The following is a 20,463-nucleotide window of genomic DNA, read 5'->3' on the forward strand; positions in this document are numbered from 1 at the left end:
GTAGCTGTCGTTCAGATCCAGCGGGATCCCGGCATTTGCAGATGTAGAGGCGCTGCCGACCTCGGCAATCGTGAACTCGATGCCGTTTGGAATATCGATCCGGACCCGGTGTTCGCCACCACCGTGCGGGGCCTGAATCGGTCGGCCGGTCGAGGTCAGGACGTCACCGATCCGCACAGTGGCCGTGCGCCCCTCAATGTCCGCATCGAAATCGATCGGCAGAACGAGCGTATCGTGAACCTTGCTGCTCATTGCGCGGAAAACCCACCAATGGGTGGCCGCTTCGTCCGTTTCTTCACCTTGCAGGATCTTGCTGATCGCGTCGCGCTGCGCCTCCGTGGCTGTCTCGTCGATGATAATCTGCATTTCGCCGTTGCCTTCGAAGACCGGGCCGGGCCAGGCATACAGCACGGCGCTTCGTGTTCCGGCCAGATCCACGTCGCCGAAGTGCCCCTTGGTGATTTCAAGCACCTCAAAGCCTCTGCAGTTTCCATGGGTCGGCAGTTCCTCGAATTGGCAAGGGCAGGCATATCCGCAGTTGCAGTTCGAGAAAGTCGGTCCTTCGACATACCAGTCCGTATGAGCCATCGTGCTCTCCCTGGTTACAGATTTTAAGGTAGATCCGTCCTTGTCGCCCCTGGTGGGAATATAGACTGGCCGCTCTCTCCGGCAAGGCGACGGCCCCCGGAACCTGAGCCTAATTGTCCTTCATTCCCGCAAGTCTAAGGCCTTTCAGGAAAATGTCTTCCTGCTCGGGTGCCATCGACCATTTCCGTTTGATGGCATAGGTGGAGGTGCGGATCTCGAAAGGGCCTTCGCGGGCTTGGTTCGCCGGGCTCAATGTGCTGCTGAGCTTGTCGAATCGCGCAAGCGTTTCGTTGGCCTCGTCAAGTTTGCCTGACAAGGCCAGGGCCGCCGCCAGAAAGACGTAGGGAACATTGTAGGATACCTGAGAGGCGGACCATTTCCTCAAGTCGGGAAGGGCACGTTGCGGATCGTTCGACATCAAATGTGCTATTCCCGATGCGGCGTAATACCAGTCGGGGTGATTTGTGTTCCGTTCCATCGCCTCGCGGGTCAGCTTCAGGGCCTTCTCCGGCTGTCCGGTGAAACTGAGTGCAATCGACAGATCCGCCAGAATGTCGGGATTGTTGGGTTGAAGCTGTCTCGCCTTTTCCAGTTCCTCGACGGCCAAATCCATCTTCTTGGTGGTGAAGATCCAATAATTCAGAAGAGAGAAATGTTCCCTGGCGAGCGTTCGGTGGGCGAGGGCATTATCGCGAATCTCGATTGATTTCCGCGCAAGGGTAAAGGCCTGCTCCCTGGCGGAGCTGTCAAAAATATTGATGGATTCGATGTAAATCCACTTGGCCCATCCAAGTCCGGCATAGGCGTCCGCATAGTCCGGGTCCAGCCGGATTGCTTCCTCGAAGGCCTCCTGTGCGGCCTCGTTGCTGTCGACATCCAGGCGTCGCCGTTCCGAAATCAGCCGAAGACCGCGTAAATAGGCGTCATATGCGTCCGGATTCAGCGTTTTTCGGGTGTGGAGCGCCTGTTTCTCGGAACTCGTCAGCGCCGGTTTCAAAGCCTCCAGGATCTTGGAAGTAACAATGTCCTGCAAGGTGAATATGTCCGCGGCACTGCCATCGTAGCGTTCTGCCCAGACATGTCCTCCGGACTTCGCATCGATCAACTGCGCATTGATACGGATCTTGTCTGCCGATTTTCTGACCGATCCTTCCAGCACATATCTGACCCCGAGGTCCCGGCTGACCTTCGCAAGGTCCTTGGATTTGCCGCGATACTGGAAGGACGTGTTGCGGGCGATCACGAAGAGACCGGATATCTTGGAAAGGTCCGTGATGATGTCCTCGGCGAGCCCGTCGGCGAAATAGACCTGATCCTCATCCCCGGAAAGATCGTCGAAGGGCAGCACCGCAATCGACGGCTTTTGATCGTTCAATTTCCCGGCTGTTCTGGCGTTGTCTTGCGGGAGGGAAAGCAACTGCAGGATTCCCCATCCACCAGCCAGGAGAACGAGGGGCAAAAGGCCGAGGCCGACCAGCATCCGCCAACGTGGCCGGGAGAGAAGTCGCTGCGGTCGCGGTTGCGGCACCGTTGTGTCTTCGTCATCCGACCGGAGAACAACCTTATAGGCGCGGATGGGACGGGAAATGTTTTTGACATGCACTTCGCCGAGAGACTGGTACCCGGCTTCGACCAGAGTGTTGAGCGTGTCGTGCGCCGTCCCGGAAATGCAGATGCCGCCAGGCTCGGCTATCTGTTCCAGACGCGCGGCGACATTGACCCCGTCGCCATAGATGTCGTCGTCATCAACGACCACATCACCCAGGTTGATGCCGATGCGGTAGGCAATGCGGCGGTCTTCCGGAACCGCCTTCTCGCGCTCGGGCAAGGTGTTCTGGATGTCGAGCGCACATTGGACCGCCTCGACAACCGATGGAAATTCGACGAGAACACCGTCGCCCATTTCCTTGACCACACGGCCATGATGCCTGTCGAAGGCGGGATTAATGAGCGTTTGGCGGTAAGTCTTCTGGCGTTCCAGCGTGCCGCGTTCATCCGCCTCGATGAGGCGTGAGTAGCCCACCATGTCGGCGGCAAAGATGGCACTCAGCCGACGCTCCATCCGCACAGTCTCCTGAATGGCGTCAGCTTATCAAATCGATTTGGCACTGTCGCCTGTCCGGCGCAGCCAAACGTGTCCGTGAGGCTGTTTTCCGGGACGGAGCCAGATGGCTTCTCACTCCGTCAGCCCGGCAAGCCGCAGGCCTTCCAGGAAGCGCTCGGTGGTGGCTGTGTCCTGATAGGGAAGCAATTTCCTGAACCGCTCCAGGGAGAAGTCCGGATTGATCTCGAATAGTTGCCGCCACATCTCACGGGCTTCGTCGATCCGCCCGGTCAGGCCGCAAAGAGAGACGAGAAATACCCGTGTCATGTCGGACTGGGGCACTTCGGCCAGTCTCTTGCGGAAACTTGTCTCCGCCTCTTCCAGGCGCCCGAGCGCGAATTGCGCCCGTCCCAGAAACTGGCGTGCCACATCGTATTTCGGATCGAGCCGCAAGGCCTTTTCCAGCGGGGCAATGGCGCCCTGGTGATCGCCGGTCAGGTCTCGTATCTGTCCGAGCGTCGTGTATCCGCCGGCATAGTTCGGGTCGAGCTCGATGGCCTTTTGCACTTCGCGTTTCGCGACGTCATAGTTGCGCCGCCACATCTCGACCAGGGCAAGGGCCCGGTGTGCCTGCGGCTCGTCCCCGTCCGCTTCCAGAGCTCTCAGCGCGGTCGCCCTCGCTTCCTCCAGACGTTCCGGTCCTGCACCGTTCCATCCGTTCAGATATTCGGTGGTATAGCCGATGGAAAGCCAGGAATAGGCGGCGGCCGCCACGGCGGAATCGAGTTCGATTGCCTGCTTGAGCAAGCCCTGGCTTTCTTTTGTTGCCTCGGCTGAAAACCGGAAGAGTGTCGTGCGCGCATGGACAAGGCAATCATAGGCTCCAGGGTCAACCTTGACGCGTTTCCTCCGCCGGGTTTCCTCGACGGGCGTGAGCGCGACCTGAAGCGCTGAGACGATTTCCCGTGTCACCTCATCCTGAACCGCGAAGATATCCTCAAGGTTCCGGTCGTAGCGTTCGGCCCACAGATGACCTCCCGTCGTTCCTTCGATCAGCTGGGCGTTGATCCGCACCCTGTTGCCGGCGCGCCGCACGCTGCCCTCCAGCACATGCCGCACGCCCAGTTCCTGGCAGACCCGCCGGATGTCGGGACTCTGGCCCTTGTAGGCGAATGTGGAATTGCGGGCCACGACGAAGAGGCCGGAGACCTTCGACAGGTCCGTTATGATGTCCTCGGTGATGCCGTCGGCGAAATACTCCTGCTCGCCGTCGGCACCCATGTTGTTGAAGGGCAGCACCGCGATCGAGGGTTTGTCGGCCTTGGTCGGGACAGTGTCCGCGCCCGCGCCAGTCGGGACGGAAGCGGTCCTGTCATCGGCCCAGTGCCAGGCATGAACCGGTTCGTCGATGTTCTTGACGCTCTGTTCGCCACCATCCCTGAACACGAGATCCGTGCCATGCCTTATCTGTTCGTAAGCCGTGCCGGAAATACAGATGCCGCCTGCTTCCGAAAGTCCTTCCAGACGGGAGGCAATATTGACCCCGTCACCGTAAATGTCGTCACCGTCGATCATGACATCACCGACATTGACACCGATGCGGAACAGAATTCGGTGGAGGTCTTCAACGGCGGCGTTCATTTCCGCAACCGCACGCTGGACCTGGGCCGCGCAGGTCACAGCGTCGACCACGCTGGCGAATTCCACCAGCGCGCCATCGCCCATCAGCTTGACGATGCGGCCGTTGTTTTCCGAGATGATCGGATCGATGGTACCGGTACGAAGCGCCTTGAGACGTGTGAGCGTGCCTGTTTCGTCCGCCCGCATGAGCCTGGAATAACCAACCACATCGGCTGCGAGAATAGCTGCGAGACGGCGCTTCATCGGCACTCCCTTCTGACGCGAAGAGTAGCCAAGGGAAGTGGCAGAATCCATTTAAAAGAATTTCGGTAGATACCGCTGTAGATGGCGGTTCGTTCACGAACAACGGCCACCCGGGGATTGACGGGAGGAGGGCCCGGTTCTATTTCAGCGCGCATGTGCGAACCGGATACCCATATAGTCTCCCGGAAGGCCGGCATCCCAAAGGGCGGGATGCGGGCTGAACGACGACGCTGAGATCCTAGCGTTTCGCGCACCTGCAACCTCGCCGGAATGGGCGGGGCTATTTATCTTTTGCGGTGCGCCGTCCATCGGCATTCTGATGGAGTAATGAAATGTCACAGAACATCTATGACGAACCGGGTTTCTTTGAGGGCTACAGCGGTCTGCCCCGGTCGAAATTCGGCCTGGAAGGCGCGCCGGAATGGCCCGCCATCAAGGAAATTCTACCGGATCTTGGCGGCAAGGACGTTGTCGATCTCGGCTGCGGCTTCGGCTGGTTCGCCCGCTGGGCGCGAACGGCCGGGGCTGCAAGTGTCCTCGGCCTCGATCTGTCCGAAAACATGATCGCGCGGGCGAAGACAGACACGGACGATGCGGCAATCGACTACCGGATCGCCAATCTGGAAACGCTTGAGTTGCCGGCGAAACGGTTTGATTTCGCCTATAGCTCTCTTGCTTTCCACTATGTGGCGGATTTCAGCCGGCTGGCAGGTGAAATCGCCGGGTCGCTTCGGGCCGGCGGGCAGTTCGTGTTTTCAATCGAGCATCCCGTCTTCATGGCCCCGGCTTCGCCTGGCTGGATAGACGTTGAGGGAACGCGCGTCTGGCCGCTGAACCACTATCTGCGTGAAGGCAGGCGCGAGACCGACTGGCTTGCCGACGGCGTGGTCAAATATCACCGGACCATCGGGACGACGCTGAACGTCCTGATCGCCCATGGTTTTGCGATTGACCATGTTCTGGAATGGCATCCGAGCCCCAGACAGATCGAGGAAATGCCCGTACTGGAGGAAGAGATGGACCGGCCAATGATCCTGATCGTCAAGGCCACTCTGTCATAAGGGGGCGTGGAACACCTCCCGCAAACGCGGGAGGTGTTTGCGCCGCGAGCAGATGTCTCAGACCCAGATCAGGCCGTCGGCATCGGTCACGTAAAGCTGGGTCTGGGTGGCGTCGTTGTAGAGAAGGTCGTAGCTGACCCCGTCGAGCGTCGTGGCGTCGTCCGTACGTTCCCAGGATGCCAGAGATGAGTTCAGGGCAATGTCCGTCGATGCTCCGGCGTTGATGAAAAGCGTGTGCAGACCCTCGGTCTCGGATGTAATGGAGTTGATATAGTCTGCGGATAGCCCGAAATAGACATCCGCATAATTGTCCGTCTCAAGGTACTCCATATCCTTCATGTCCAAGGATCGTCCGAAGCTTTCGAAGCCAAGGAAGTGGTCGCCAATTACGGTGAAATTCGTCGCCGCTTCATGCTCGGTTTCAATGACAAGCCTGTCGAAGCCACTGCCGCCGTCGAGAAGGATGCCGGTCGAGAAATGGGCAAAGGAAAGACCGTCCGTCGAGGAATAGTTGGTCACCTTTTCGGCCACGCCACCGCGGATGTTCACGTCATTGAAAAGGAAGGTGTCGTCTCCACCTTCGCCCAAAAGTTCGTACCCGTAGCCGGTGGAATTCTGCCTGGCGCCCGACAGATCGTCACCCGCGTGGATCATGTCGTTGCCGTCGCCGGCCTCAATTCGATAGATTGCTATGGCATCGTCAGCCGATTGCCCCGCGTTGCCACCCCAGATCTCGTCGTCGCCGGCGCCGGCCATAATGTGATATAGGGTGCTGCCGCCACTGCCTCCGGCGCCACCATGCCCACCTTCGCCGCCATAGGCGACTTCTCCGCCGGAAATGCCGCCGCTGTAGGTGTTCTCGACGTCGGCGCCACTTTCGCCGTCCTGGCCGTCGGCTCCGTCCTGTCCGGCATCGCCGCCGTTGCCGCCGACGATGACATCGCCGTAACTGCTGCCGATGATCTGGTAGGACGTGCTGGCGCCATCGCCGCCGTCCCCGCCATTGGCTCCGTTCGGGCCGTCGACCGTGAAGGCGGCAAGCGGCGTGATCGGTTCAATATAACCGTCCCCCCCCGTGGTACCGTCGCCGCCATCGCCGCCATCGCCGGCATCCAACCCGTCCGCACCGAAAATGACGAGGGGCGCGTTACCGCCACCAACTGTCTTGGAGATCACAACGGGATTGTCTGCGCCGTTCGTGCCATGGGTTACGGTGTAGATGTCGAAACCGTTTTCGAAGCTGTAGGCGATGTCCTCGAAATGGTAGATCAGCAACTGGCCGAAATTGGCGAAGGCATAGGCAACATAGTTGGCACCGTCATAAATGGTGACGTCCTGACCGTTCTGGATATTGAGCGCAAGCGTTCCGTTGGTGCCGTTATATCCGTCCAGTGGACCGCTACCCTCGATGCCGCCGACATCCACACCGCCACCGTCGCCACCAGCAGGCCTGTCGTCCACAAACGAAAAACCGGCAACGAAGTCGATGGCGGCCGTGTCATAACCGTCCACGACCAGCGTTATGCCCGGATAACCTTCGCTTTCGGGGCGCAGATCCACAGTGGAGTGCACTTCTGTCTGATACGGGTAGCCGTAGACGAAACTCAATTCGTTGAGGCCGCCCTGGTCGTCCAGCATGGAAGCCGGAATTCTGAGCACGAGTTGATCGCCGTCGATCCAGGTCGTGTTTTCCGGATCCTGAACGCCCACGACGATTTGACCTGAGTCCGGATCGAAGACCGCTCCAACTTGAAGCTTGTAGAGAGGATCTTCCGGATCTCCACCGACGAAACTTGCGATTTCCGACAGGGGAATGCGAATCTCGACGGAGTCCAGTCCCGTCGGCGTTCCGTACAGGGATCGGACGATGTTGACCTTGTCGAAGGAAAGCGTGCCGAGGGTACCGTCTTCCGCGATCGCACCTGTCTTCGGAATGTCGATCGTCACCACGGCGGTGCTGGTATTGCCGAAGGCGTCGGTGACCGTATAGGCGAACTGGTCCGAGCCGAAGACCCTGGGATCGGCGGTGTAGGTGAAAGTGCCGTCCGGATTGATTACCACGCTGGCGTTGCCGGCCGACGGGCCGGCAGACACCACACCTTCCGTGAGAGCATAGATGTGCTCATAAATCGGCTGAAGGGAAAACGGATAGACAGGCTCCGGGTCGTTGGCGCCGAGATCGCCGGTGACCGTCAGACCCGAGGTGATGGCGAAATGGTCGTCATTGGCGACCGGCGCCGGATCGGGGGCCGTGAAAAGCAGCTGCCTGCTGATGCTGGCGCCATGGGCATCCGTTGCGGTGAAGGTGACCGCCACCTGGCCGAAGGTGGCCTCGGGGGAGAGGGTGCCGCTCATGACGCCGGTTTCCGGATCGAGGATAAGCCCTGCGGGAAGCCCTTCGGCGGAATAAGCAAGATCGTTGCTGTCGGGATCGGTGAAGAAGCCCGCGCTGTGAAAGCTGATGTCCTCGCCATAGATCAGGAGATTATTGACCAGAACCACCCCGGTAAGCTCCGGCGCCTCGTTGGTTCCGGTGATCTTGACGACAACGGTCTGTTCGAGAACCGACCCGTTCCCGTCATCAACGTAAATCTTGTAGGACTGTTCGCGTGTTTCACCTTCCAGTAGAAAATCGAGATCTGCGTCGTCGACCTCGAAAGTCCAGGCAACCTGTCCATCGGTCGTATTGTTCGTCGTGGTGGGGGCGCCGATGCTGAAGGTCCCGAGATACTCCTGCCCCAGAGGCTCGAACACCGCCGTGTGCATGTCGCTCAGATCCGCGTCGGAAAAGGCCAGTACGCCACTCGAGGAGTGGAGGTCCGTGTCGGCGCCAGCGGCAGTTGACGCCAGTTCCTTCACCGAACCGCTTAATGTCGACGCGGCCAGCACTACCGCGTCGTTGACGCCCTCGACCGTCATCTCGACCGTGGAGGTCACGTTTCCGCCGCGTCCGTCGCTGACCTCGTAAGTGAAGATTTCCGTTGCTGTTTCACCGGCGGCAAGCCAGTCGAAAGCGCTGCCGGTGTCGTATTGGACAGTCCCGTCTGCCAGAAGCGTGACGGTCCCGCCGAGGCTGCCCTGGCTCACCGCACTGATGTGAAGGTCGTCCCCGTCGAAATCGACGTCGTTGTCGAGGAGAGACGTGAGATGCAGGTTGCTGTTCTCAAGCAGCGAAAAGGATTCGCCAACTGCAAAGGGATCGTTGTTCCTGCCGTCGGCGTAGTAGGCGTAGTCGTCGAACTTGAGCTCTTCGATCCCAATGAGCAGGTCCTCACCGTCGGGCCCGGAAACCGTGATCTTGTCACCCGGACCGTTTTCGAAGCTGTAGTCGAGAACCGAACCGGAAAAGACGGCGGTGTCGTATCCCTTGAGGCCAACGATCACGTCGTTGCCCGTGTCTCCAAAAAAGGAATCGTCGCTCCGGCTGCCGATCAGAAAATCGGTTGCGCTGGTTCCGCCGGTCTGAGTTCTCTGAAACCATACGGCCGACGAAGTGATGTGTTTGGCACTTTGCGCGGGCATGTGTTGGGTCCCTTTCAAAGGAGGCTCCACGCATGCAAGCGATGTTGCCGCTCAGCATGGCTGACAGGTTTGTGTTCGACTTCTGCGGCAGAGTGCCTCTGGGAGCAGGAGGCTTAAAGAAGCCTGCACTGGCAATTTGTCCCTTGGCCTGTCAATTCGTCCCCACAGCTCGCGATAGCTGCTTTGTTATTGATTTAATGGATACATTGCGGCGAGGAGACGGCGGAGTTCATCTTGACCTAATCGGAATGGTTCGCCCGGAACTGCTGCGGGGTCTGGCCGGATTGTTCCTTGAATGCCCTGATGAATGCCTCGACGGAACGATAACCGCAGCGATAGGCAACGAGCTTGTTCGGCAGGGTCAGATCTTCCAGGAGCAATAATTTGGCATGCTGTAAGCGCATGGTGCGGATATCGGAACCGACCGACGAATTCCGGTCCTGATAAATCCGGTAAAGCTGTGACCGCGAACAGCCAAGAGCGGCGGCGACGGCACCGGCCGTGAGATCGAGATCGCCGAAATTCAGGGCTATGTATCTCTGGGCCGCCGAAAACAGCGCGTCGGCCCGCGGTCCCTCGCAGGCTGGTGCCGTCGCCAGGTCCTGTTGGTCCAAAACTCCGAGCGCCAGCAATTTCATGGCTTCCATCGCCCGGTCGGCGTCCGCCGGTTCCAGCCGGGGACCGTTTTCCGCGAACATTTGCATTTGCGCGACGAGAAAGGGAACCAGCCCCTGGTAGGGCAGTCTGGCTATACCGTCCCTGGGCGGCCAGCGATTGCTGCCGATCTTTCCCCTGATAATGTCCAGCGGCAGCGTCACGTAAAGATGCGCATGATTGAAGGTGCGTGTCGTCATGGGGCGGGACCCGTCGATCAGGATAATCTCCCGGCCCGCACGCACGGCATGCTCTCCACCGCCTGGTACGTCGACTGCCGCATCACCCGAGACGGTCAGGCTCAAGAGGACGAATTCGCCGTTCGAGCGGGCAAAGCGGGTAATCGTGTCGTCGGCGCAGGTATAGCCGAAAGTCGTTCCGTCATCGGACCCGCGCACAAGTGTCTGGGCCTTGAAGGCTTCTATAGCCGACTTGTCGGCAGGATCCATATCGATCATGGGATGCAGGCTGCGCCAGTACTCGAACCGGTCTTTGGGTTTTTGCGCCTTCGTATCAAGTTTTGCGAACACGCACTCAATCCTCCAACCGGTTGTTGCGTCACCTTGGTAAGACTACAACCCGTGAGAGCAACGGCTCGCTGAAAAAAAGGAAAAATTGCAACAGCTTATATGCTGGCAACGTAGCGAAGCAGCGGTCAGCCATCGAACGGCATACCGGGATTGGGAGCCAGCCAGACAGGAAAATGCGCTGGAGGCGCGTGACCGGCGTTCCCCCGCAACGGGAGAGAGGTCAACGGCGCTTCGGTTTCCTCAGTGTTCCTGCATATAACTCCGGTGATAGGCCGAGTTGATCACCACGGTCCCCAGGATCAGGTCATGCAGCAGGCGTTTGCGGTCGGAAAAGAGCGAGACCAGCAGCACCAGAGGTGTCAGCAGCGAGATGGAGAACCAGAACAGGAGTGCATGCACGGCGGCCAGCAGCGGATAGGGTTTCGCGCCGTACCAGAGCCGCATTTCCAGGCCCATGGCGCGCATGCCGAGGGTGGAGGCCTGCGGTCCGCCGAGCGTGAAGGCCACGTAGATCAGGGCGACGGCGGTCGGCAGGATGGCGTAAAGCAGGAAACCGAGGCCGAGGGTAAAGACACCCAGAACAAACACCAGGACCCCCGCACCGAAGGTCAGGAGCGCGATGACGACCACGTCGATGAAGAACGCGAAGATCCGGCGGCTGCGCACACCCTCAAAAAGCTCCGGATTTTGAACCGGATCGAAGGCGTCCTGGCGGCCGTCGCCGGATGTGGTGTCTGCGGACATGAGCAGGGCTCCCGAAAGTGTGATGCACCCAATGTGGGGACCGTCAAAGGATTTCGCAAATTTCCGGATGGCTGCAATCGAAGAGGGAGCCTGGGTGCAAACGCTGTGATGACCCATTGAGCAGTCTTGGGGGCACAGCTTAGAGCGAATTCTTTCTAAATTACCGGCAAATCAAACGACCTCATCCTGAGGAAGCGCGAAGCGCTGTCTCGAAGGATGGGCCTCTGGCTCAGGAGTATGCCGCCCATCCTTCGAGACGGACCCGAAGGTCCTCCTCAGGATGAGGTTTTCAGGAATGTTGAAGCCGAATTCTTCCAAGCGAGAAATTTAAAAAGTTCCACTTCGAAAAATCAGTCCATCCGCTCGCCGATTTCCAGATAACGCACCACAAACTCGCGTGCGCGCAGGGCAGCGACGATGCGCTCGCCATGGGGTCTGTCGAAGGCCTCGAAGGTGACGTCCAGCGTCGCGCCTTTCGCGGGCACGTTCAAAAACAGCCGGTGGTGCTCCACGTCGACGACGTTGCCCTGCATGTCGCCGATGGTTGTCGCGATCTCGCCGAGGATGCCCGGCCGGTCGGGAGTGTCGATGCGGATGGAGACGAGGCGGCCGTCGCGGGCAAGTTCGCGCACAACGATCTTGGAAAGAAGTCTCGGATCGATATTGCCGCCGCACAGCACAAGGCCGACCTTCTTGTCCGCGAAGCGGTTCCTGTCGCTCAGGAGGGCTGCAAGGCCGGCGGCCCCGGCACCTTCCGCAATGGTCCGCTGCAGGGTGAGATAGGCATTGATCGCCTGTTCGATGCTGCTTTCGGAAACGAGCAGGATGTCATCGACGGTTTGCTTCACCACTGCCGTGGTCAGGATGCCGATATCACGCACGGCGATGCCCTCGGCAATGGTCGCGCCCTCGCAGCGTACCTCCTTGCCGTAAAGCGCGCCCCACATGCCCGGATAAAGCGTCGTCTCGACGCCAATGACTTCAATGGACGGCTTGATCGCCTTGGCGGCGGTCGCGATACCTGCGATCAGTCCGCCGCCGCCGACAGGGATCACCAGAACATCGAGGTCCGGCTGGCTGGCCAGCATTTCGATGCCGATGGTGCCCTGACCATAGATGACATGGGCATCATCGTAAGGATGCACCCAGACGAGATTGTTTTTCTCCGCCAGACGGTCGGCTTCCGCCTTGGCTTCGGCCAGCGTGTTGCCGGCCAGAACCACCTCGGCGCCGTAGGAACGGGTCGCGGCGATTTTGACGAAGGGCGTCAGCACCGGCATGACGATTGTTGCAGGAATGCCGAGACGCCCGGCGTGATAGGCAACGCCTTGCGCGTGGTTGCCCGCCGAGACGGCAATGACACCGCGTTTCTTCTCGTCTTCATCCAGACTGGACAGCTTGACCAGCGCGCCGCGTTCCTTGAAGGCGCCGGTGACCTGCATGTTTTCGTATTTGACGAAGACTTCTGCCCCGGTGAGCTGGGAGAGTCGCGGGGCGGGCAGGCAGGGCGTTTCCAGGACTGCGCCCTTGATGAGCACGGCAGCTTCCCGGATCTTCTCGAAGGTGACCCGGGAAGGATCGACCGGCGCAGCTTCAGTCATCTTCCGCCCGCCAGCATTCCGGCCACTTTCGGCGCGAAATAGGTCAAGATGCCGTCGGCTCCCGCGCGTTTGAAGGCGAGCAGGCTTTCCATCATGGCGCGTTCGTCGTCCAGCCAGCCGTTTGCGCCCGCCGCCTTGATCATCGCGTACTCGCCGGACACCTGATAGGCGTAGGTCGGCACCTGGAACTCGTCCTTGATGCGCCGGACGATGTCGAGATACGGCATGCCCGGTTTCACCATGACCATGTCGGCGCCTTCGTTGATATCGAGGGCGGTCTCGCGCAGGGCCTCGTCCGTGTTGGCCGGGTCCATCTGATAAGTGCGCTTGTCGCCCTTGAGCGTGCCGGAGGAGCCGACCGCATCCCGGAACGGGCCGTAGAAGGCGGAGGCATATTTGGCCGAATAGGCCATGATCTGGGTTCCCCGGAAACCCTGGCCATCGAGCGACTGGCGGATCGCGCCGATGCGGCCGTCCATCATGTCGGAGGGGGCAATCACGTCCGATCCGGCTTCCGCCTGCACAAGGGCCTGGCGGCAGAGCCGGTCGACGGTCTCGTCGTTCAGGATCGTCTCGCCCGCCATCAGGCCGTCGTGGCCGTGGCTGGTATAGGGATCGAGGGCGACATCGGTCATCAGGCCGAGGTTGAGCCCTTCCTTCTTGATCGCCCGCAGCGCCCGGCAGGTGAGATTGTTGTCGTTGAGTGCTTCCGAACCTGTTTCGTCACGCAAGTCCGGGTCCGTGTAGGGAAAGAGTGCCAGCGCCGGAATACCGAGCATGGCGGCCCGTTCCGCTTCGCGCACCGCTTCGTCGACGGAAAGGCGGAAAACCTCCGGCATCGACGTGACGGGCTGACGCACTTTCTCGCCATCGACCAGGAAGATCGGCCAGATCAGGTCGTTCACCGTAAGGTCGTTTTCCCGCACCAGGCGGCGGGACCAGTCTGTCTGCCTGTTCCGGCGCATGCGGGTGCCGGACAAAAGCGTGTCCATATGGTCGGACGTGATCGGCGGAAGGGAGGATTTGGACGGCATGGAACCTGCCTGCTCGATGAAGGGTATGGTGTGAATTTGCATTCTCGGCAAAGTGAGCGGACAATCTATCACGCAGATTGACGCATTCCAACATTCTGTAAAATAACTGAAATTAAAAAAGAAAAAGAGATTGTTTGACGTTTGCGTCAAATATGGTTTAGTGCAGCCCCAACAGGAAACTGCAGGACCTCGCATGATGAGGATTCGAGGTCGGCGGAGCCCAGGGAGGACAATCGTGGACTTTTCCTTGAACGAAGAACAGCGCGCCTTTCAGGATATGGCCGCAAGCTTTTCACGCGATGAACTGGCGCCCTTTGCCAAAACATGGGACGAGGACAGCCACTTCCCGATCCCGACCCTGCGCAAGGCGGCCGAACTCGGCTTTGCCGGAATCTACGTGAAGGACGATGTCGGCGGTTCGGCGCTGACTCGGCTTGATGCGGCGCTGATTTTCGAGGAACTTTCCAAGGGGTGCACCTCCACGGCGGCCTATCTCTCCATTCACAACATGGTTGCCTGGGTCATCGACACCTACGCCTCGGAAGAACTGCGGCAGAAATACCTGCCGAAGCTTTGCACCATGGAACTGCTGACCAGTTACTGCCTGACCGAACCGGGCTCCGGTTCCGATGCGGCTGCTCTTCGGACAAGCGCCAGGGACGATGGCGACCATTACATTCTGAATGGCTCCAAGGCATTCATTTCAGGTGGCGGCGTCAGCGATCTCTATGCTGTGATGGTCCGCACCGGCGGCGAAGGCCCGGGCGGTATTTCCTGCCTGCTGGTGGAAAAGGGCACGCCGGGCCTCAGCTTCGGGGCGAATGAAGTCAAGCTCGGTTGGAAGAGCCAGCCGACCGCACAGGTCAATTTCCAGGACTGCCGCGTCCCGAAGGCCAATCTGGTCGGCGTGGAAGGGCAGGGCTTCAAGATCGCCATGTCGGCGCTCGACGGCGGCCGTCTCAACATCGGGGCCTGTTCGCTGGGAGCTGCCCAGGCCTGCCTCGACCATGCGCTTGCCTATGTTCAGGAGCGCAAGCAGTTCGGCAGGCCCATTGCGTCCTTCCAGGCCCTGCAGTTCCGGCTGGCCGACATGGCGACCGAACTTGAGGCGGCCAGGCTTCTGCTTCACAAGGCCGCCCAGGCAGTCCAGGCGAAAACCCATGATGCGACCAAGCTGGCGGCCATGGCCAAGCGTCTGGCGACGGACACCGGCTTCAACGTGGTCAACGAGGCCCTGCAGATGCATGGCGGCTACGGCTATCTGCGCGACTATCCCATCGAGCGCTATTTCCGCGATGTCCGGGTGCACCAGATCCTGGAAGGCACCAATGAAGTCATGCGCCTGATCATCGCGCGCGAGCTGTTGAAGGACTGAGCAAGCTCTTTCGACTTGCTTGTTGATTTGACTCTGGTTTTGGAGAGACGTCCCCGTGAGCGACGACATCCTGTTTGAAAAACGCGGCAAGGCCGGATTTGCAACGCTGAACCGGCCGAAGGCGCTCAACGCACTCAATCACGGCATGGTCAGGGAACTCGATGCGCAACTGGCGCGCTGGGCGGAGGACCCGGATGTTGCCCATGTCGTGATCAAGGGGGCAGGGGAAAAGGCCTTCTGCGCGGGCGGCGACATCCGCAGCATCTATGACGCGCGCCTGGCAGGCGAAACAGAGGGCCTCAGTGCCTTCTTCGGGGACGAGTATCTGCTCAACGCCCGCATCAAGGCGTTCCCGAAACCCTATGTCTCGCTGATCAACGGTATCGTCATGGGGGGCGGCGTCGGCGTGTCGGTGCATGGCAGCCATCGCATCGGAACGGAAAAGACCCTGTTCGCCATGCCCGAGACCGGGATTGGCTTCTTCCCGGATGTCGGCGGCACCTTCTTCCTGCCGCGCATGCCGAAAAGGACCGGAGTCTACTGCGCTCTCAGCGCCGGACGCATGAAGCAGGGCGATGCGCTGGCCACCGGTGTGCTGACCCATACGATCCTGGAAGCCTCGCTGCCGGATCTTGAAGTGGCTCTGGAAACGGCAACGGACATCGGTGCTGCCGTGGCGCCTCTTCTGGTGACAGCGGAAAAGGGGCCTCTCAGCGAAAACGCAGATCTGATCGAAAACCTGTTCTCGGCGGAGTCGGTCGATGAGATCCTTGAGCGGCTGGAAGGTTCGGACACGGATTTTGCCCGCAAGACCCTGGAGGCGATCCTGCAGAAGTCTCCGACCAGCGTCCTGATCGCATTCGAACAGATGAAGCGCGGCCCCGGCCTTTCCTTCAACGAGTGCATGAAGCTCGAATACCGGATCGTATCCCGTATCCTTCAAGGCGATGATTTCTTCGAAGGGGTGAGGGCGGTGATCGTCGACAAGGATCAGGCACCGAAATGGACGCCTTCCCGGTTTGGTCAAGTGGACAGGACGGAGCTGGCGTCGTATTTCGTGGAACCGTCCGATGGAGACCTGCCTCTGTGATCGGACCGCGAAACCCGGACCAGTAGCCTAGATGATTACCAGTTTTCAGGACCTAATCGAATCCCGCCCGCCCTGGAGCACCTTTCTGATCTGGTACCTGCGCGGGATCGCCATCATCCTCATCTGCGGCGGCGTCATCTACTGGGCCCGCATCATCGGCATCGTGGAATGGCGCGGACTGTGGTTCTGGGACATGCCGATTGCCATGCAGGGGGCCATCGTCTTCTTCGCGGTGCTGGATCTGGTTGCGGCAACCGGCCTTTGGCTCACCGTTTCCTGGGGCACGGTCATGTGGCTGTTCCGCTGTTTCTGCCAGATCGTCATGCATACGGCGTTTTCGGATCTTTACGGGCGCCGTCCCTATGAGATCTCCTTTTACCTGCTGACGGTCGCCATCTACGCGGCATTGGCCTACCTGATGCACAAGGAAAACCGGGCCGGTTCGAGCTGACACATGACGGGCTCAAATTGAATCAATTCGTGAAGGCCTTCGGGCAGCGCTTCAACCGGATTGGTCAACAGATTCAAATTCAACGCAAATTTTCGTTCGGGAGGAAACTATGACAAGCACGGTCGGATTTATCGGTCTCGGCAATATGGGTGGTCCGATGGCCATCAATCTGGTGAAAGCCGGACATCGGGTCCTGGGCTTCGACCTGTCGGAGGCAGCCATGTCCGCGCATGCCGACGCAGGTGGTGAAAAAGCCACTGGCGTCGCGCAGATGGCGGCAGAGGCCGACGTGATCGTGACCATGTTGCCGGCGGGCAAGCACGTCCGCCAGATCTATATGGGCGAAGGCGGCATCCTGGAAAACGCCAAGCCGGGCACGCTCCTGATCGACTCCTCCACCATCGACGTCGACAGCGCACGTGCGGTGATCGCCGCGGCTTCCGACAAGGGCATGCCGATGGTCGATGCGCCGGTTTCCGGTGGTGTCGCCGGGGCTGCCGGCGGCACGTTGACCTTCATGGTCGGCGGGGCTGACGAAGCGTTCGAGGCGGCACGGCCCTATCTCGACGTCATGGGGAAAACCATTGTTCATGCGGGCGGTGCCGGCAATGGCCAGGCTGCCAAGATTTGCAACAACATGATCCTCGGCATTTCCATGATCGCCGTTTCCGAAGCCTTCGTGCTGGCGGAAAGGCTCGGTCTCGATGCCCAGAAGCTGTTCGACATTTCCTCGACCGCGTCCGGCCAGTGCTGGTCGCTGACGTCCTATTGTCCGGTGCCCGGTCCGCTGCCGTCCTCACCTGCCAACAGGGATTATCAGCCCGGCTTTGCCGCCGAGATGATGCTGAAGGATCTCAAGCTCGCCCAGGAAGCCGCCAGCTCTTCCGGCGCCGCCACGCCGCTCGGCGCGGAGGCCGCTTCGCTCTATTCGCTCTTCTGCAATTCCGGCGGGCAGGGGCAGGACTTCTCGGGTATCGTGAAGTTCCTGCGCGGAACGTCGTAAACAAAATCCTAACAGGGCCTCTAAAACACGTCCCGAATGTTAACGGATGATTCAGCGTGTCTCTTAAGCGGATTTTAGAATCGCTGCGTTAGATTTTGTCTCAAGGCGGGAAAATATCCGTCGAAAGACAGGTACAAAACGAGGCGCAATTATCATGATCACCGCAAGCAGGGCAGTCGACGCTGTAGCACCGAGCGAAGGGGAAGAGGCTGAAATCAAGCCGCTCTACCTTGAAGCTCTTACTTTGGTAGAGCGGCTGCACCGCCGTCTTCTTGACGTTATCAAGGACGAGTTCGACCGCATGGGCCGGTCCGACGTCAACAGCGTGCAGGCTCTGCTGCTGTTCAACATCGGCGACTCCGAGCTGACCGCCGGCGAACTGCGGACCCGCGGCTACTACCTGGGTTCGAACGTGTCCTATAACCTGAAGAAGCTGGTGGAAACCGGCTACATCCACCATCAGCGCTCTCGCATGGATCGCCGCTCGGTCCGCGTCAGCCTGACGGAAAAGGGCCAGGAAGTCGCCAAGATCGTCAACGATCTTTATGAGCGTCACATCCTGTCCGTGGAACAGGTCGGTGAGATCGGCCCGCAGGACTTTGTTGCGCTGAACAAGTCCCTGCGCCGTCTGGAGCGCTTCTGGACCGATCAGATCCTGTACCGCCTCTAGAGAATTCGCGGCACATTCAGATGACAAGGCACCGCCCCGGGATAACCGGCGGCGGTGCTTTTGGTTTTGCATTGCAAAGAGGTCGAACAGGTCTATCTTTTCACCCCGACCCGGGAACGGCTGGACAAGGTCGTTTTTGACCGCGTCTCAGCAGTTGCTGACATCTTTAGGTCACATTGAAATGGCTTGTTGCGGCATTCCGAATGGATTGATGGTTAAAAAATCAAGTTTTTTGTTAACTGCCTTCCGCTAGGAGGGATAGTTGAGACGGCGGCACGGCTCGAAGTTCTTGGGCTGCGCTGGTGACACACGATGGAAAACAGCGCGAATTGCGCGGAAGTATGGGGTCGGCAATGAATCTTTTCTCCGAACGGTTCGGGATAAAGTTTCTCCTGGAAGGAGTTGCGGGTCGTTTGTTCAGGAGCCTGTGTGCTCTTGGCTTCACCGCGCCGCTTCTGGTGTCCACCGGTGCGTATGCGCAGTCGGCTCAGCAGTCGCTGCAGGCAAGCAACCAGAGCGTGGAATGGGCCGACAATTTCGATATTGCCACAGACCACATCAAGGAAGTGAAGTCTTCCGCGCCGACGCTCTCGCCCGAAACCGCCGATTACATCGCTGTCGCCATCGACCGCTACCAGCGCATCGTGCAGGCCGGTGGATGGGGAACCGTTTCCGAAGGCGGCAAGGCGCTGCGGATCGGAGCCAAGGACAGGCGCGTCGTCGAACTGCGCCGTCGTCTGATCGCCTCTAGCGATCTGGAGCAGCAGGCCGGCCTTTCCGACACGTTCGATTCCTATGTGGATGCCGCCCTGCGCCGCTTCCAGTTGCGTCACGGCCTGATCCCGGACGGGGTCATGGGGGAAGGCACCGTCGCGGCGCTCAACGTTCCGGCGCATGTGCGTCTGCGCCAGCTTGAGACCAATCTGGTGCGCATGCATGCCATGTCCGGCTTCCTGGGCGACCGGTATGTGATGGTCAATATTCCGGCGGCCGAAATCGAAGCTGTCGAGGACGGTCGTGTCCGCTCCCGTCACACGGCCGTGGTCGGCAAGATCGACCGTCAGACTCCGATCCTCAACAGCAAGATCTACGAGTTGAACTTCAATCCCTACTGGACCGTTCCTGTGTCGATCATCCGCAAGGATCTTATCCCGAAGATGAAGCAGGACCCCGAATATCTCGCCAAAAACAACATTCGCATCTTCGACTGGAAGGGCAATGAACTGACCTGGCAGCAGATCGACTGGAATACGGACGAAGCAACCCAGTACCGCTTCACGCAGGATCCGGGGTCCGACAACTCGCTCGGGTCCGTGAGGATCAACTTCCACAACAAGCACCAGGTTTATCTGCACGATACCCCCTCAAAAACCCTTTTCGGGGAAGGTTACCGGTTCCATTCCTCCGGCTGCGTCCGTGTGCAGAATGTTCGCGAACTGGTGACGTGGCTGCTTGAATCGACGACGCCGGATTGGGACCGTTCGCGAGTCGATTCCATCATTCGTGTCGGTGATCGGGAAGACGTGAAGCTGAAGAAGCAGATCCCGCTCTACCTCACCTATATCACCGCCTGGGCGAATGCCGATGGCGTGGTGCATTTCCGCGAAGACATTTATGATCGTGACGACCTTTACGGCACCGGCGAAGCTGCCGACACACAGGCCCGTCTTTGAGGTCGCGTAACGCGAAAGGTTCCGCATCCGCGGCCGCACAACAGGAATAACGGGGCAGGGGACGGAAGAATGACCGGTGAACCTCAGGCCGGAGAGATCTATATCGAATTCCGGCCCGTCGGACAGCAAGTCAAGGTGACCGCGATCGACGCGGCAACCGGGGTCGAAGTCTCGGCTTTCGGTCCGGCCTCCGCCTCGCAGGAGGACCTGAAGCGTCTTGCCGTCAGAAAGCTGCAGCGCCGTTTGGAGCAGGAGCGGGCAGCCGCTCCGGTGAATTCCGACCCCACCCTCTATTGATCCCCGCATTTCAAGGGGGCTAGCAAAGCTGCAATCGTCGAAACGGGTTCTCCGGCAATGCGCGCATCTGACGTGCCCTTGCGGCAAATGGGGCGCAAGAAAGTTGCCGTTGTCCAACAATCGCCAGTCTGCCTGGTAAGGCAATCCCCGATTTCATTTGACTGACACGCTCGCAATAGGCGAGGTTCTTATTCGATTCCAAAGGCTCTTGCGGCCAAATTGTTCCGCAAACGACACTCATT

16 protein-coding genes are annotated in these 20,463 nt (G+C 59.6%); 8 read left to right on the forward strand and 8 right to left on the reverse strand.

Annotation, left to right across the window (positions count from 1 at the left end; genetic code table 11):
* The 3 genes from ACQY7U_RS25540 to ACQY7U_RS25550 all read right to left on the reverse strand — a co-directional run.
* A partial coding sequence (locus ACQY7U_RS25540; RefSeq protein WP_428651212.1) for a DUF1326 domain-containing protein occupies positions 1-588 on the reverse strand: 588 nt, incomplete at its 3' end.
* Positions 589-697: 109 nt separating this feature from the next.
* A complete protein-coding gene (locus ACQY7U_RS25545; protein ID WP_428651215.1) occupies positions 698-2,650 on the reverse strand; it encodes an adenylate/guanylate cyclase domain-containing protein in 1,953 nt (650 codons plus the stop codon).
* Positions 2,651-2,764: 114 nt separating this feature from the next.
* Entirely contained in the window at positions 2,765-4,516 is a 1,752-nt protein-coding gene (locus ACQY7U_RS25550; protein WP_428651217.1) for a tetratricopeptide repeat protein, read from the reverse strand.
* 332 nt (positions 4,517-4,848) lie between these two features.
* Between ACQY7U_RS25550 and ACQY7U_RS25555 the strand changes: the two genes are divergently transcribed.
* Positions 4,849-5,577 (forward strand): class I SAM-dependent methyltransferase, encoded by a 729-nt coding sequence (locus tag ACQY7U_RS25555; protein ID WP_428651219.1) that lies wholly within the window; start codon positions 4,849-4,851, stop codon positions 5,575-5,577.
* Positions 5,578-5,634: 57 nt separating this feature from the next.
* Here ACQY7U_RS25555 and ACQY7U_RS25560 read toward each other — a convergent pair whose 3' ends face one another.
* The 5 genes from ACQY7U_RS25560 to hemB all read right to left on the reverse strand — a co-directional run bounded on the left by ACQY7U_RS25560 (position 5,635) and on the right by hemB (position 13,662).
* Positions 5,635-9,099 carry an Ig-like domain-containing protein gene (locus ACQY7U_RS25560; protein WP_428651222.1) on the reverse strand — a complete coding sequence of 1,155 codons (3,465 nt, stop codon included), beginning with the start codon at positions 9,097-9,099 and terminating at the stop codon, positions 5,635-5,637.
* A gap of 239 nt (positions 9,100-9,338) precedes the next feature.
* A complete protein-coding gene (locus ACQY7U_RS25565) occupies positions 9,339-10,283 on the reverse strand; it encodes a helix-turn-helix transcriptional regulator (RefSeq protein WP_428651225.1) in 945 nt (314 codons plus the stop codon).
* Positions 10,284-10,523: 240 nt separating this feature from the next.
* The gene (locus tag ACQY7U_RS25570; protein WP_428651228.1) at positions 10,524-11,027 is read right to left on the reverse strand and encodes an RDD family protein; all 504 of its coding nucleotides are present in this window, start codon (positions 11,025-11,027) and stop codon (positions 10,524-10,526) included.
* A 350-nt stretch (positions 11,028-11,377) separates the two neighbouring features.
* The gene (locus tag ACQY7U_RS25575; protein ID WP_428651230.1) at positions 11,378-12,628 is read right to left on the reverse strand and encodes a threonine ammonia-lyase; all 1,251 of its coding nucleotides are present in this window, start codon (positions 12,626-12,628) and stop codon (positions 11,378-11,380) included.
* Positions 12,625-13,662: a porphobilinogen synthase gene (gene hemB / locus ACQY7U_RS25580; RefSeq protein WP_428651233.1), complete on the reverse strand. Its 1,038-nt coding sequence runs from the start codon at positions 13,660-13,662 to the stop codon at positions 12,625-12,627. Before hemB ends, ACQY7U_RS25575 begins: the two co-directional genes overlap by 4 nt.
* A 235-nt stretch (positions 13,663-13,897) precedes the next feature.
* Between hemB and ACQY7U_RS25585 the strand changes: the two genes are divergently transcribed.
* The 7 genes from ACQY7U_RS25585 to ACQY7U_RS25615 all read left to right on the forward strand — a co-directional run bounded on the left by ACQY7U_RS25585 (position 13,898) and on the right by ACQY7U_RS25615 (position 20,221).
* Positions 13,898-15,037: an isobutyryl-CoA dehydrogenase gene (locus ACQY7U_RS25585; protein ID WP_428651236.1), complete on the forward strand. Its 1,140-nt coding sequence runs from the start codon at positions 13,898-13,900 to the stop codon at positions 15,035-15,037.
* Positions 15,038-15,092: 55 nt separating this feature from the next.
* Positions 15,093-16,127 (forward strand): enoyl-CoA hydratase/isomerase family protein, encoded by a 1,035-nt coding sequence (locus ACQY7U_RS25590; protein WP_428651239.1) that lies wholly within the window; start codon positions 15,093-15,095, stop codon positions 16,125-16,127.
* Positions 16,128-16,158: 31 nt separating this feature from the next.
* Positions 16,159-16,578 carry a DUF6163 family protein gene (locus ACQY7U_RS25595; protein ID WP_428651242.1) on the forward strand — a complete coding sequence of 140 codons (420 nt, stop codon included), beginning with the start codon at positions 16,159-16,161 and terminating at the stop codon, positions 16,576-16,578.
* 109 nt (positions 16,579-16,687) lie between these two features.
* Positions 16,688-17,581, forward strand: coding sequence for a 3-hydroxyisobutyrate dehydrogenase (gene mmsB / locus ACQY7U_RS25600; RefSeq protein ID WP_428651245.1), 894 nt, complete (start codon positions 16,688-16,690; stop codon positions 17,579-17,581).
* Between the two features lie 154 nt (positions 17,582-17,735).
* The gene (gene ldtR, locus ACQY7U_RS25605) at positions 17,736-18,251 is read left to right on the forward strand and encodes a transcriptional regulator LdtR (RefSeq protein ID WP_428651248.1); all 516 of its coding nucleotides are present in this window, start codon (positions 17,736-17,738) and stop codon (positions 18,249-18,251) included.
* A 413-nt stretch (positions 18,252-18,664) separates the two neighbouring features.
* A complete protein-coding gene (locus tag ACQY7U_RS25610) occupies positions 18,665-19,924 on the forward strand; it encodes a L,D-transpeptidase family protein (RefSeq protein WP_428651251.1) in 1,260 nt (419 codons plus the stop codon).
* Between the two features lie 69 nt (positions 19,925-19,993).
* Positions 19,994-20,221 carry a DUF6898 family protein gene (locus tag ACQY7U_RS25615; RefSeq protein ID WP_428651254.1) on the forward strand — a complete coding sequence of 76 codons (228 nt, stop codon included), beginning with the start codon at positions 19,994-19,996 and terminating at the stop codon, positions 20,219-20,221.
* Positions 20,222-20,463: the final 242 nt, after the last annotated feature.

Source organism: Roseibium sp. (genome assembly GCF_050301095.1).
In the GTDB taxonomy this organism is placed as follows: domain Bacteria; phylum Pseudomonadota; class Alphaproteobacteria; order Rhizobiales; family Stappiaceae; genus Roseibium.

Coding starts and splice junctions, on each gene's coding strand:
- hemB (WP_428651233.1), bottom strand. CDS start 13,662: ATGCCGTCCAAATCCTCCCTTCCGCCGATCACGTCCGACCATATGGAC.
- ACQY7U_RS25555 (WP_428651219.1), top strand. CDS start 4,849: ATGTCACAGAACATCTATGACGAACCGGGTTTCTTTGAGGGCTACAGC.
- ACQY7U_RS25560 (WP_428651222.1), bottom strand. CDS start 9,099: ATGCCCGCGCAAAGTGCCAAACACATCACTTCGTCGGCCGTATGGTTT.
- ACQY7U_RS25595 (WP_428651242.1), top strand. CDS start 16,159: ATGATTACCAGTTTTCAGGACCTAATCGAATCCCGCCCGCCCTGGAGC.
- ACQY7U_RS25575 (WP_428651230.1), bottom strand. CDS start 12,628: ATGACTGAAGCTGCGCCGGTCGATCCTTCCCGGGTCACCTTCGAGAAG.
- ACQY7U_RS25545 (WP_428651215.1), bottom strand. CDS start 2,650: ATGGAGCGTCGGCTGAGTGCCATCTTTGCCGCCGACATGGTGGGCTAC.
- ACQY7U_RS25570 (WP_428651228.1), bottom strand. CDS start 11,027: ATGTCCGCAGACACCACATCCGGCGACGGCCGCCAGGACGCCTTCGAT.
- ACQY7U_RS25615 (WP_428651254.1), top strand. CDS start 19,994: ATGACCGGTGAACCTCAGGCCGGAGAGATCTATATCGAATTCCGGCCC.
- ldtR (WP_428651248.1), top strand. CDS start 17,736: ATGATCACCGCAAGCAGGGCAGTCGACGCTGTAGCACCGAGCGAAGGG.
- ACQY7U_RS25550 (WP_428651217.1), bottom strand. CDS start 4,516: ATGAAGCGCCGTCTCGCAGCTATTCTCGCAGCCGATGTGGTTGGTTAT.
- mmsB (WP_428651245.1), top strand. CDS start 16,688: ATGACAAGCACGGTCGGATTTATCGGTCTCGGCAATATGGGTGGTCCG.